This is a genomic window from Streptomyces sp. NPDC022552, assembly GCF_055561875.1.
In genome coordinates, this window is sequence record NZ_JBVHGJ010000026.1 from 23,952 (window position 1) to 36,580 (window position 12,629).

10 protein-coding genes are annotated in these 12,629 nt (G+C 70.7%); 6 read left to right on the forward strand and 4 right to left on the reverse strand.

Annotated elements, in window-relative coordinates:
- Positions 1-55: 55 nt before the first annotated feature.
- Entirely contained in the window at positions 56-1,438 is a 1,383-nt protein-coding gene (locus ACZ3OF_RS35570; RefSeq protein WP_467308987.1) for a peptidoglycan recognition protein family protein, read from the reverse strand.
- Positions 1,439-1,575: 137 nt separating this feature from the next.
- On the opposite strand from ACZ3OF_RS35570, the gene ACZ3OF_RS35575 reads away from it, so the two are divergent.
- The 4 genes from ACZ3OF_RS35575 to ACZ3OF_RS35590 all read left to right on the forward strand — a co-directional run bounded on the left by ACZ3OF_RS35575 (position 1,576) and on the right by ACZ3OF_RS35590 (position 7,714).
- Positions 1,576-2,328 (forward strand): TIGR03089 family protein, encoded by a 753-nt coding sequence (locus ACZ3OF_RS35575; protein ID WP_361681638.1) that lies wholly within the window; start codon positions 1,576-1,578, stop codon positions 2,326-2,328.
- 379 nt (positions 2,329-2,707) lie between these two features.
- Positions 2,708-3,844: an LCP family protein gene (locus tag ACZ3OF_RS35580; RefSeq protein WP_467308990.1), complete on the forward strand. Its 1,137-nt coding sequence runs from the start codon at positions 2,708-2,710 to the stop codon at positions 3,842-3,844.
- Between the two features lie 246 nt (positions 3,845-4,090).
- Positions 4,091-5,854 (forward strand): LCP family protein, encoded by a 1,764-nt coding sequence (locus ACZ3OF_RS35585; protein ID WP_361681644.1) that lies wholly within the window; start codon positions 4,091-4,093, stop codon positions 5,852-5,854.
- Between the two features lie 48 nt (positions 5,855-5,902).
- Positions 5,903-7,714, forward strand: coding sequence for an LCP family protein (locus ACZ3OF_RS35590; RefSeq protein ID WP_361681647.1), 1,812 nt, complete (start codon positions 5,903-5,905; stop codon positions 7,712-7,714).
- An 83-nt stretch (positions 7,715-7,797) separates the two neighbouring features.
- Here ACZ3OF_RS35590 and ACZ3OF_RS35595 read toward each other — a convergent pair whose 3' ends face one another.
- Complete coding sequence (locus tag ACZ3OF_RS35595) at positions 7,798-8,808, reverse strand: glycosyltransferase family 2 protein (RefSeq protein WP_361681650.1); 1,011 nt, start codon at positions 8,806-8,808, stop codon at positions 7,798-7,800.
- 177 nt (positions 8,809-8,985) lie between these two features.
- Here ACZ3OF_RS35595 and ACZ3OF_RS35600 point away from each other — a divergent pair, with 177 nt between their 5' ends.
- On the forward strand, positions 8,986-10,461 hold the full coding sequence (locus ACZ3OF_RS35600) for an LCP family protein (RefSeq protein WP_467308993.1): 1,476 nt from the start codon (positions 8,986-8,988) through the stop codon (positions 10,459-10,461).
- Positions 10,462-10,504: 43 nt separating this feature from the next.
- On the opposite strand, the gene ACZ3OF_RS35605 is transcribed toward ACZ3OF_RS35600, so the two are convergent.
- Positions 10,505-11,062, reverse strand: a complete 558-nt coding sequence (locus ACZ3OF_RS35605) for an acyl-CoA thioesterase (protein WP_260230172.1) — start codon at positions 11,060-11,062, stop codon at positions 10,505-10,507.
- A gap of 119 nt (positions 11,063-11,181) precedes the next feature.
- Between ACZ3OF_RS35605 and ACZ3OF_RS35610 the strand changes: the two genes are divergently transcribed.
- Positions 11,182-12,462 (forward strand): LCP family protein, encoded by a 1,281-nt coding sequence (locus ACZ3OF_RS35610; protein ID WP_467308996.1) that lies wholly within the window; start codon positions 11,182-11,184, stop codon positions 12,460-12,462.
- Positions 12,463-12,533: 71 nt separating this feature from the next.
- On the opposite strand, the gene ACZ3OF_RS35615 is transcribed toward ACZ3OF_RS35610, so the two are convergent.
- On the reverse strand, positions 12,534-12,629 hold a 96-nt coding region (locus ACZ3OF_RS35615), incomplete at its 5' end, for an acyl-CoA dehydrogenase family protein (protein WP_157849844.1).

Consider the following 12,629-nt stretch of genomic DNA (forward strand, 5'->3'; position numbering starts at 1 on the left):
TCGTCCGGGCGATATGACCGGTCAGTTTATGCAGATGGTCGGACCGGCGGCCGCATCACCGTCCCTGGTACTTCGCGGACGCGGTGCGCGCGGTGCCGAGCTTGCCGTAGAGGCGGGCGCCGGGGCAGGCCGTGGAGTAGCCGTCACGGTGTCCCGCGATGGAGTTGAACTTGACCTTCTTGCCCTTTTTGTACTTCCCGCCGGCGGAGACGAGTGTCGTCTTTCCCTTCGGATTCACCCCGTGCAGCCCGAGCTTCCACGCCGTCAGTCTCGCGACGGCGGTGACGACGGCGGCCGGCGGAGTCGTCGAACTGTAGGTGCCGAGGACGGCGATGCCCATGCTGTTGGTGTTGAAACCGAGCGTGTGGGCGCCGCGGACCGGCTTGGCCACGCCCCCGGCGCGGCCTTCGTAGATGTTTCCGCACTTGTCGACGGCGAAGTTGTAGCCGAAGTCACGCCAGCCGCTGCTCTGGGTGTGGTAGCGGTAGATACTGCGGAGGACGGAGGGCGCCTGCTTGCAGGTGTAGTTGTTCCCCGTCGCGCTGTGATGGACGAACGCCGCCTTGACCGCCTTGGTGTAGACGAATCCCTTCTCGCGCAGCCGCTCGTTGGCACCCCAGCCCTTGCGCGTGATGATCTTCGGGCGCGGTCCGATGTACGGCTTCGCCGCGGCGGCCGGGATCGCCGCCGAACCGACCGAGGCGAGCTGGGCGTTCACGGAGGCGGCCGCCGCCTCCTCGACGGTCGGCGCCCGGTGCACCGCCCGCGCCCCATGGGCCATCCCCGCGCGGGGCTCGGGCCCCGGGTCCGCGGCCGGCTGCGGGCCGGGGTCGACCAGCTCGATACGGAGCCCTTCCGGGAGGGCTTCCGCCACCGCCGCCGCGATGTCGTCCTGACGGTCCGGCTGTACGCGGACCTCGACGCCGTCCGAGTCGCCCACCCACAGCGGCGCGGTGGCTCCTCGGAGCGCGCCCGACGCGGCCTCGGGCGTGCCGGGATCGGCTCCGTGATCGTCGTTGTGGATCTCCACGTCCTGCCACACGGACCACTCCGTGCTCCCGGTCGCCCGGGTGCGGACCTGGACCGTGCCGTGGAGGTGGGCCTGGGCGTCGTCCCAGACGACGCCCACGAGGGAGAAGGGTCTGACGTCCCGTCGGGCCAGGCCCTGCGCTCCGCCGGCGGCACCGGCGCCGCCGATGGCCCGGCGACCGTCGCCGAGGGGAGCGAGCGGCAGGGACTGTGTGGAGCCGGCGACGTCGGCCTCCGAGGCGGCGGCGGGTGGCGCCGCTTCCCGGGCGCCGGGATCCACGGAGGGTGGCGCCGTGGGCGCGGCGGGCGCGCTTGGTGGCAGCGCCGCCGCGGGGGTCGCGAGGGAGAACGGAAGGGCGAGCGCCGTCGCGCACGTGACGGCGATGGAGGTGGCGAGGTAGGCACGCATGAGGCGATCGTCGGTAGGCCCGGCGGGTTCCGCTCGGCGGAATCGGGCACGGAAACTGACGGCTCGTCGGTCCGACCGGAGGACGGCGTCACCGGTACGGGGGGTCCCCGCACGCCTCCCCGCGTACCCTTGCCCGCGTGAACGCCAGCGACCGCACCCCCGCCGACCTGCTGCGATCCGCGCTCGCCGCGGACCCCGCCCGCCCCTTGGTCACCTTCTACGACGACGCCACCGGTGAGCGCGTCGAATTGTCCGTGGCCACCTTCGCCAATTGGGTGGCCAAGACGGCCAATCTCCTCCAGGGGGAGCTGTCCGCCTCCCCCGGCGACCGGCTCGCGCTGCTGCTGCCCGCGCACTGGCAGACCGCGGTCTGGCTGCTCGCCTGCTCGTCCGTCGGCGTGACCGCGGAGTTCGGCGGGGACCCGGCCGACGCCGACTACGTGGTCGCGGGACCGGACACGCTCGATGCGGGCCTGGCCTGCTCGGGAGACCGGATCGCGCTCTCCCTCGCGCCTTTGGGCCGCCGCTTCCCGGCCGCGCCCGCCGGGTACGCGGACTACGCGGTCGAGGTGCCGAGCCAGGGTGACCGGTTCGCCCCGTTCGTCCCGGTGGACGCCGATGCCCCGGCTCTCCTGGTGGGCGGTACGGAACTGGCGGGCGCCCAGCTCGTCGAGCGGGCCCGCGCGGACGCCGAGGAGCTGGGCCTCACCGCTGGGTCGCGCCTGCTGTCGGGGCGCTCGTACGACACGTGGGACGGGCTCTCCGCCGGGCTGTACGCACCGCTGGCGGCGGGCGGCTCCGTCGTCCTGTGCCGGAACCTGGACCTGCTGGCGCCCGAGGCGCTCGAGAAGCGGGTGGAGAGCGAACGCGTCACGACGACCGCCGCGTGACGGACGGCACATGACCGGAAGCCGGCGCACGGCCGCGGCGCGCGACCGACCGCACGGGAACCCGCGGCCGGGCGGCGTGGCCTCGTGGGGCGAGCCGCCGCGTGGGCCGGCGCCCCATGAAACACCGCGGGGCGGTCGCCGCGTGGGCCGGCGCCCCGAGAAGCGCCGCAGGAGGGCGCGTCGTCGCAGGGCAAGCCGCTGACGTTCCACCCGTATGGCGCACCGACTCGCCGAGTCCTCGGGTCCGGGCGTCAACTCCGGGACATGATCGGCGGGTACGCACCCCCCTCCCGCACAACCAGGCGTCTGGTTCGGCCGTCCTACTCTTCGAGCGGCCGCCCCGGGCGCGCCGCCGACGCCGCGAAGGATGGACTCAGACGTGACGGACAGTCCCGGCACGCCCGCCGAACCGGAGGCCCCGCGCAAGCGCCGCTGGCTGCGCTGGACGGCACTCGGGGTCTCGGTCGTCGTCCTCGCCGCCGCGGCTGTCGGCTGGTGGCTCTACCGCAAGCTCGACGGCAACATCACCACCGACACCGACGCCGCCGCCGAACTGCTCGAGTACGAGAAGGAGCGGCCCACCGCGGTGGCGATGGGCGCGCAGAACATCCTGCTCATCGGCTCCGACACCCGGACCGGCGCGGGCAACACCAAGTACGGCAAGGACAAGGGCACCCAGCGCTCCGACACCACGATCCTGCTGCACATCGCGGCGAAGCGGTCGAGCGCGACGGCCGTCTCCATCCCGCGCGACCTGATGGTGACCATGCCCAGTTGCCGCACTCCGGACGGAACGCGCACACGTGAACAATTCGCCCAGTTCAACTCGGCCTTCGAGATCGGCGGCACGGCCTGCACGATCCGTACCGTCGAGCGGCTGACCTCGGTCCGGGTCGACCACCACATGGTGATCGACTTCCGGGGCTTCAAGAAGATGGTCGACGCCGTCGACGGCGTCGAGATCTGCCTGCGGGAGCCGATCGACGACAAGGACGCCAAGCTGAGGCTGCGCGCCGGGCGCCAGACGCTCAACGGTGAGCAGGCACTGGGCTTCGTACGGGCCCGCAAGTCGCTCGGCAACGGGAGCGACACGGAACGCATGGACCGCCAGCAGCAGTTCCTGGGCGCCCTGGTCAACAAGGTGCAGAGCAACGGCGTCCTGCTGAATCCGACCCGGCTCTACCCCGTCCTGGACGCGGCGACGAAGTCGATCACGACCGATCCGGGTCTCGACTCGCTGCGGGATCTGTACGACCTGGCACGGTCGATGCGTTCGGTACCGACGGAAAAGGTGCAGTTCCTCACGGTGCCTCGACGGCCGTACTCGTACAACGCGAACCGGGACGAACTCGTACAACCTGCTGCGAGTCAGCTCTTCAAGCGGCTGCGCGAGGACAGGCCCGTCACCGTGGAGTCCGGGGAGAACACCGAGGAGCGCGCCTCCGCGAACTCCCCGAATCCCGTACCGACACCGACCTTCGCGGGCCGCAACGCGGCGGATGGCGCGTGCGCCTAGAGGGGGGTGAGTAAAGGAGCGTCCAAGGAGTTGGAGGGGAAGAGGGTGGCAGAAGGGGTTTGGGCAAATTGCCCAGTTGTAAGGGGCGTGGAATTTGTCACGGACGTCGCCCCACGTTGAACTGGGCGGATAGTGTGACGCGATCCGGTGCTTCCGACCTCGTGGTCGCGCACTAAACGGATCGAACGACCGAGCGCCCACCGGGGGAGGCGCCTCGCGTGGCACCGACGGAGGATTCAAGTAACCGTGGACGCGCACAGCCGTGGACAGGCGGATGAGATCGACCCCGCCGACCAGTGGGTCCTCAACCCGCGGACGGGCAACTACGAACTGCGACTGAACCACTCCGCTGGGCAGTCGGCACCGCAGTCCCATCCCCGCGGCGCGACCACTCCGGGCCCGAGATCCGGGGAGGGCTCCCGTTCGGCCGAGGGCTCCCGCACCGACCGGCGCTCCCGTACGACCGGGACGCCGACCGAGGCACCCGTCCCCGGCCAGCGCCGTCGTCGTGCCCCCGAGGGTCCCGGCGGCGGGCAGCCGCAGCCGGGCCCGGGCCGCCGCAAGCGCAAGCCCGCGAAGTCCCGCAAGAAGAAGGTCCTGCTGTGGACCGGCGGGACGATGGCGCTCGTCCTCGTGGCCGGCGGCGTGGGCGTGTACGCGTACTACGAACACCTCAACGGGAACATCAACAAGGTCGACGTGGTCGGCGCCGAGAGCACCGGCTTCAAGAAGGACCAGGCCGTCAACATCCTGCTGATCGGCACGGACAAGCGGACCGGTGACGGCAACGAGGGCTACGGCGACAAGAACAGCCCCGGCCACGCCGACACCACGATCCTCTTCCACGTCTCCAAGGACCGGACGAACGCCACGGCGATGTCCATCCCGCGCGATCTGAAGACCGAGATCCCCGAGTGCCAGACGAAGATGCCGGACGGCACCATCAAGACCATCCCGGGCCAGGCCGACGAGCGGTTCAACGTCAGCCTCGGCCAGTCCGACCGTGACCCCGGCTGCACGATGCGTACGGTCAAGAAGCTCACCGGGCTGACCGTCGACCACTTCATGATGGCCGACTTCAACGCCGTCAAGGAGCTGACCACGGCCGTCGGCGGTGTGAAGGTCTGTCTGGTCAAGCCGGTCAAGGACAAGGACTCCAAGCTCGACCTGCCGGCCGGCGAGTCGACCATCCAGGGCGAGCAGGCCCTCGCCTTCGTCCGTACGCGCCACAGCTTCGGCAACGAGAGCGACCTGGACCGGATCAAGGTCCAGCAGCAGTTCCTCAGCTCGATGATCCGGCAGATGAAGTCGGACGAGACCCTGACCAGTCCGGGCAAGCTGCTCGACCTCGCCGAGGCGGCCACCAACGCGCTGACCGTCGACTCCGGCATAGGAAGCATCGGGAAGCTCAAGTCCCTCGGCGAGGAGCTCGCCAAGATCGACGCGAAGAACATCACGTTCACGACGCTCCCGGTCATCGACAACCCGGCCGAGAAGATCAAGGCGACGGTGGTGCCCGACCCGGTCAAGGCGCCGCAGCTCTTCGCGAACCTGAAGTCCGACATCTCGCTCACCGAGGTGAAGAAGAAGCAGCAGGACGCCAAGAACGCCCAGGCCGCCCTGTTGAAGGGCGACCGGTCCACGGCGCGCGAGGTGCGCGTCGACGTCTACAACGGCAGCGGGATCCAGGGCGCCGCCCAGTCGACGATCAACTGGCTTCAGGTCGAGCAGGGCGTCACGAGGTCCACGAACAAGAGCAACGCCCCCGAGAAGGCGGCGAAGACCACGCTCGAGTACGCACCGAACCAGGCCGATCAGGCCCGCAAGCTGGCGGACCTGATGGGTCTGCCCGCCACGGCGCTCAAGCCGGGCACGCAGGACGCCGAGGAGCTCGCGCCCATGACGCTCGTCCTCGGTTCCGACTTCAAGGGGGCGGGGGTGCCCATCACCGGTCCGGCAAAGGCGCCGGAGGGTGCGCAGACCGCAGACAAGAAGGTGTGCGCCCAGTGACCCGGAAACACCGGGCCGCGGCGCATTCCTGAGACGAGGGGACCAGGGGTGGGACAGAACAGCGTGCGTGGGGAGGGGACGCGGGGACGCGTTCCGCACGCCCGTGATTTGGGCTGGGACGAGACGCTCTACGGTGACGAGGCCGAGGGGACCTCGCGCACCGGAGCCACGTCCGACGGAGCCAGGTCCGCAGGGGCCGGGCGCCGCGGGTCCGGGGGCGGCGCGTCGACGACCGGCGCATCCGGCGCCGGCGGGGACGAGGGTGCCGAGGACCGGGCCGGCGGCGGCGCGAGCGGCGGGGGCGTCGGCGAAGGCCGCGCGAACCACCGGCGCAAAGGGCCGCGCAGACGGGCCAGGAAGAGCGGTAAACGCAAGGTGCTGCGCTGGGTCGCCGCGACCCTGTCGCTCCTGATACTCGGCACGGCGGCGGCCGGTTACCTGTACTACCAGCACCTCAACAACAACCTGCGCGGCGGCAGCCGCGCAGGCGGCGACAGCGGTGTGAAGAAGGCGGCGCCGAACGCGCTCGGCGACACTCCGCTCAACATCCTGCTGATCGGCTCCGACAGCCGCGCCGACGCCAGGAACGTGGCGCTCGGCGGCGGCAAGAACGAGCGGGACCGCAAGCCGCTCGCCGATGTGCAGATGCTGCTCCACATCTCGGCGGACCGCAAGAACGCCAGCATCATCTCGATCCCCCGGGACACGGTCGTCCCGATCCCGGCGTGCAAGGACGAGAACGGCACGCCGTACGCCGCGACGACCAACCGACCGATCAACGAGACGCTCTCGCGCGGCGGCCCGGGCTGCACCCTCACCACATGGGAGAGCCTCACCGGCGTCTACATCGACCACTGGATGATGGTCGACTTCGCGGGTGTGGTCGCGATGGCCGATGAGGTCGGCGGCGTTCCGGTCTGTGTGAAGACCGGCGTCCACGACAAGTCGACCAGGCAGCAGAAGGGCGGTTCCGGCCTGAAGCTGAAGGAGGGAACCACCGAGGTCAAGGGCGAGCAGGCCCTCCAGTGGCTGCGCACCCGGCACGCGTTCGGCAGCGACCAGAACCGCGCCAAGGCCCAGCACATGTACATGAACGGCATGATGGAGAAGCTCCAGAGCCAGAACGCCTGGACCGACACCGGACGCCTCATGGGTCTGGCCGAGACCGCCACGCAGGCCCTCCAGGTCTCGGACGAGATCAAATCGGTGTCGAAGCTCTTCGACCTGTCGATGCAGCTGAAGAACGTGAAGCTGGACCGCCTCACGACGGCGACGGTCCCCACGGCCGAGTGGTCGCAGGACCGGAACAAGCTCGTCCTGGTGCAGAGCGCCGCCGACAAGATGTGGTCGATGCTCCGCGACGACGTGGCCTTCGACAAGAACGGTGACCCGGCCGACGCCAAGCCGTCCGCCTCCGCGAAGCCGAAGGGCCCGACCGCGGCCGCGCCCGCGACGCTCGACGTCACGGTCGTCAACGGTACGAGCGGGGACGGCCTGCCGCCCACGGAGGGCCGGGCCGGCACGCTGGCCCAGACCCTGAAGGGCAAGGGCTTCACCGAGGCGGAGTCCTCGAAGGCCGCCGAAGCCCGCAAGGACACCGTGGTCAAGTACCCCAAGGCGGACGGCGATCAGGGCAAGGCGGACGCGCTGTCCGTGGCCAAGGCGCTCGGGCTGCCCGACTCGGCCGTCCGCGCGGACGCCAAGGCGGAGAGCATCACGCTCGTCGTGGGCTCGGACTGGCGCCAGGGCACCACGTACGAGAAGCCGAAGACGGAGGCGGGCGACCTGCCGGACGGCGCGGACGACAAGGTGGACTGCATGGACGTCTACAGCGTCTACAAGTGGGACGGCAAGAGCTGACGCTCCCGCGCACGCGGCGTACGAAGACGGCGACGGCCGGGCCCCTCGGGGGCCCGGCCGTCGCCGTGTGCGTGACGGACGCGTCAGACCTTCGCGGTGGGCACCGACGGGCGGCGGCTCGCGATGACCTTCCTCGCGAGGGCACGCGGGCTCGTCAGGAAGCCGTACCCCCAGGACATGTGCATCGTCGCGAGGGCCACCGGGATCTGGAGGCGGGCCTTCAGCGGGAGGCCCTTGCCCGCCGGGAGCGAGCCCGCGGTGATCGCGGCCAGGTATCCCGCCGGGATCAGGAAACCGAGCGGGGTGAGGGCCGCGCCCACCACCACGCCGGCCGCGATCGCGCAGACGGCGGTCGGCGGGGCGAGGTAGCGGAGGTTGATCGAGCCCTGGTGGTAGCGGGCCACGACATGGCGCCAGCGGCCGTAGTCCTTGTACTGCTTCGCCAGCGCGCGCACGTTCGGCCGCGGGCGGTACTGGACGCGCAGCTCGGGCGAGAACCAGATCAGGCCGCCCGCCTCGCGGATCCGGAAGTTCAGCTCCCAGTCCTGCGCGCGGATGAACTCGACGTTGTAGCCGTCCTGCTGCTCCAGTGCCTCGCGGCGGAAGACGCCCAGGTACACGGTCTCGGCCGGTCCCGCCTCGCCGCCGGTGTGGAAGGCCGCGTTGCCGACGCCGATCTTCGAGGTCATCGCGGCGGCGACCGCGTGCTCCCAGTCGTTCTCGCCCTCGGCGTGCATGATGCCGCCGACGTTCTGCGCGCCCGTCTCCTCCAGGAGGCGGACGGCGGTCGCGATGTAGTTGGGCGACAGCATGCCGTGGCCGTCGACCCGCACCACGATCGGGTGGCGGGAGGCCTTGATCGCCGCGTTGAGGGCGGCGGGCGTGCGGCCCGTGGGGTTCGGCACGGTGTGGACCCGCGGGTCTTCTCGTACGAGCTCGGCGGCGATCTCGTCGGTGCGGTCCGTGGACGGGCCGAGCGCGATCACCACCTCCATCTCGCCGTCGTACTCCTGCTCGAGGATGTGACGGACCGAGTTGCGCAGGTGCCGTTCCTCGTTGAGGACCGGCATGATCACGGAGACGGGGGGCTGCATGGAATCCTCGGGGGTCCGGGGGTCGCGCCCCGGGAGACAGCAGTATCGGCGGCCACGTTACCGCGAATGGGGGACACGAAGCGCGTCACGCGGACCGCCGCACCCTTGCGCTGATCGTATGGGCCTACGGTGCTCACGGCTCCCTTTGTCCTGTCCCACCCGCGGAGGTGTCCCCCGGTGCCCACACCGCCCCGCGCGCCCCGCCGCAGGCCGGCCGCCCGTCCCGTACCGGCGGCTCGCCGCGTCAGACGGGCCGAGCGGCCCCGGTGGGGGATGCGGATGGCGACGACCCTCTCCGTGCTCGTCCTCGGCGCCGGCGGGATCGGCCACGCGCTGGTCACCGGCCTGGACACCGGGATCGACCGGGTCGACCCGTTCAAGGACATGAAGAACCGCCCCCAGGGCGGGCACGGCATGAACGTGCTGCTCGTGGGCACGGACGGGCGGGACAACCTCACCAGGAAGCAGCGCACGGCGTACCGGCTGGGCGGGGCGCCCTGTCGTTGCACGGACACCGTGATGCTCGTGCACATCAGTGAGGACCGGGAGCGGGCGAGCGTGGTGAGCCTGCCCCGTGACTCGTACGCCGAGATGCCCGCGCATGTCGACACGAACACCGGGAAGCGGCACGAGGCGCACCCGGTGAAGCTGAACGCCGCATACGCCGAGGGCGGGCCGGGGCTGACGGTCCGGACCGTCGAGAACATGACGGGTATCAAGATCGACCACTATCTGGAGGTCGACTTCACCAGCTTCATGAAGACGGTGGACGCGGTCGGCGGGGTGCAGATCTGTACCGCGCGGCCGATGAAGGACAAGTACACCGGCCTCGACCTGGCTGCCGGGCCGCATCAGCTGAACGGCGGGCAGGCGCTGCAGTACGTGCGCGCGCGCCATGTCGACGGGGCGGCGGACATCGGCCGGATGCAGCGCCAGCAGCGGTTCCTCGCGGCGCTGATCGACCGGGTGACGAGCAGCGGGGTGCTGCTGAACCCGGTGCGGTTCCGGGAGGTGTCCACGACGATGCTCGGCTCGGTCCGGGCGGACCAGGGCTTCGGTACGGAGGAGTTGCTGGGCCTCGCCAAGGCGATGCGGGGCTTCGACCCGGCGTCGTCGGAGTTCGTCTCCGTACCGCTCGGGGACGTGAGCTTCCCGGTGAAGGGGATCGGCTCGACGGTGAAGTGGGACGCCCCCAAGGCGCAGAAGCTCTTCCAGGCCCTGCGCGACGACCGGCCGCTCGCGCCGGCGGGGGCGAAGGCCGGGGCGAAGGACCGGCCGAGGGGGAAGGTGGTGGACGTGGCGCCGAAGACGATCCGGGTGCAGGTCTACAACGGGACGCGGACGGACGGTCTGGGCCGCAAGGTGGACGACGCCCTGCGGGCCACGGGGTTCGACACGACGCGGGCGCCGCGCACCGGGGAGGGCCCGGAGGTGCGGCGGACGCTGGTGGAGTACGACCCGCGCTGGGACCGCTCGGCGAAGTCCCTGGCGGCGGCGCTGCCGGGCGCGGAGCTGCGTCCGGTGAAGGGGCGCGGCAGGACGCTTCGGGTGGTGGCCGGTCTCGACTACAAGAGCGTCACACCGGTACGGCCGGAGGAGAAGCCCACCGGCACCTTCGAGGCGGTCACGGGCGACCGGGTGGTCTGCTCGTGAGCCACCTCCCGGGCGCCGGGGCGCGGGCGCCCCAGGGGCCCGGTCAGTCCTCGTAGCCCTCCGCCGCGCGGCGCTCCCGCAGCTCCTTGATCGCGCGGCGGCGGGCCAGTCGGTGGGTGCGGCGGATCTGGGCCTCCTGGTAGCGGCGCTTGTCCTTCTCGGTCTCGGGGACGACCGGCGGCACGCGGCGCGGCTTGCCGTCGGCGTCGACCGCCGCGAAGACCAGATAGGCGGAGCCGACCTGCTGGGCGGGGGTGGACTCGTTCCAGCGCTCGGCCATGACCCGCACGCCGACCTCCATGGAGGACCGGCCGGTCCAGTTGACCTGCGCCTTCACATGCAGCAGGTCGCCGACGCGCACCGGCTCCAGGAAGACCATCTCGTCCATGGACGCGGTCACGGCCGGCCCGCCCGAGTGGCGGCCCGCGACGGCGCCCGCCGCGTCGTCCACCAGCTTCATGATCACGCCACCGTGCACCGTGCCCAGGAGGTTGGTGTCGTGGCTCGTCATGATGTGGCTGAGAGTGGTGCGGGACGCGGAGGTGAGCTTGCCCGGAATGTCTTCCTCCGGGCGGTCCGTGCGCTGGGCCTGGTCTGTCATGCCCTCCACCTTATGCCGGGTCCCGACCTCGTCCCCTTTGCATCAGCTTCGCAACAGCGCCGCCCCGAATCCCCACCCGCCCTGTCGGCCCCCGGGCGGCGGCCTGCACACTGGTCCGCATGAATGACTGGCCCGATGACAGCGGATTCGGCCGCGGCGGCGCGAACTCGCAGCCCGAGGGCGCTCGCCGGATGCGCCATGTACAGCGCCCGCAGGTCCCTCAGCAGCCGCAGTACGACCCGCGGTACGACCAGGGCCAGGGTTACGACCCGAACTTCACCCAGCAGCAGGCCACCGGGTACGACAGCGGCTACAACACCGGCCAGGTCTACGGCGGCGGGCAGCAGGGCGGGGGCCGCGGCACCGTACCGCCGCAGCACGACCCCCGGTACGCGCCGCAGCCGGCCGGCCGGCCCGCCCCGGACTGGCGCCGCCGCATCAAGATCGGCTCCATCGTCCTGGTCGTCGCCCTGCTCGGCTGGAGCATCGGCACCTACGCCTGGGCCAGCTCCCGGATGCGTAACGAGGTCGATCTCTCCAAGGTCATCGAGCGGCCGGCCGAGGGCGACTGCACGACCTATCTGATCGTCGGCTCCGACAGCCGTGAGGGCATGTCGGCCGAGGAGAAGAAGAAGCTGCACACCGGTTCCGCCGAGGGCAAGCGGACCGACTCGATGATGATCCTCGCGGCCTGCTCCAGCGGGAACACGATGATCTCCCTCCCCCGCGACTCCTGGGTCACCATCCCGTCCTTCGTCGGCTCGGAGTCCGGCAAGAAGTACGGGGCGCGCGGCGGCTCCAAGCTCAACGCGGCTTACGCGATGGACGGACCGGAGCTCCTGGTCCGCACGGTCGAGTTCAACACCGGGCTGCGCATCGACCACTACGCGGAGATCGGCTTCGCCGGCTTCGCGAACATCGTGGACGCGCTCGGCGGTGTCGAGATGAACATCGAGAAGGGCTTCAAGGACAAGAAGTCCGGCGCCGACTTCCAGGCGGGCGAGCAGACCCTCAACGGCGAGCAGGCCCTCGCCTTCGTCCGCACCCGGTACGCGTTCGCCGAGTCGGACCTCGCGCGGACGAAGAACCAGCAGAAGTTCCTCTCCGCCCTGGCGAACCAGGCGGCGACGCCGGGCACGATCCTCAACCCGTTCACGCTCTACCCGACGCTGGGCGCCGGACTGGACACGCTGATCGTGGACAAGGACATGTCGCTCTACGACCTCGGCAAGATGTTCTTCGCGATGAAGGGCATCAGCGGCGGTGACGGGAAGTCGATGAACATCCCGATCTCGGGCAGCGCCCCGCAGGGCTCGCTGAAGTGGGACATGCCGAAGGTGAAGCAGCTGGTCTCGCAGATCCAGAACGACGAGAAGGTCACGGTCACGTCGGACCGTTGACCCGAGCCGTACGGACACGAGAAGGGCGCCCCTCCCGGACTTCGGAGGGGCGCCCTTCTCGTGCCTGCGTCCTACGGGAGGTTGCGGGCCATGACGATGCGCTGGACCTGGTTGGTGCCTTCGTAGATCTGGGTGATCTTGGCGTCGCGCATCATGCGCTCGACGGG

Excerpts from the sequence above, each read along its gene's own strand:
- ACZ3OF_RS35570 (WP_467308987.1), bottom strand. The coding sequence starts at position 1,438 with ATGCGTGCCTACCTCGCCACCTCCATCGCCGTCACGTGCGCGACGGCG.
- ACZ3OF_RS35605 (WP_260230172.1), bottom strand. The coding sequence starts at position 11,062 with ATGACAGACCAGGCCCAGCGCACGGACCGCCCGGAGGAAGACATTCCG.
- ACZ3OF_RS35610 (WP_467308996.1), top strand. The coding sequence starts at position 11,182 with ATGAATGACTGGCCCGATGACAGCGGATTCGGCCGCGGCGGCGCGAAC.
- ACZ3OF_RS35595 (WP_361681650.1), bottom strand. The coding sequence starts at position 8,808 with ATGCAGCCCCCCGTCTCCGTGATCATGCCGGTCCTCAACGAGGAACGG.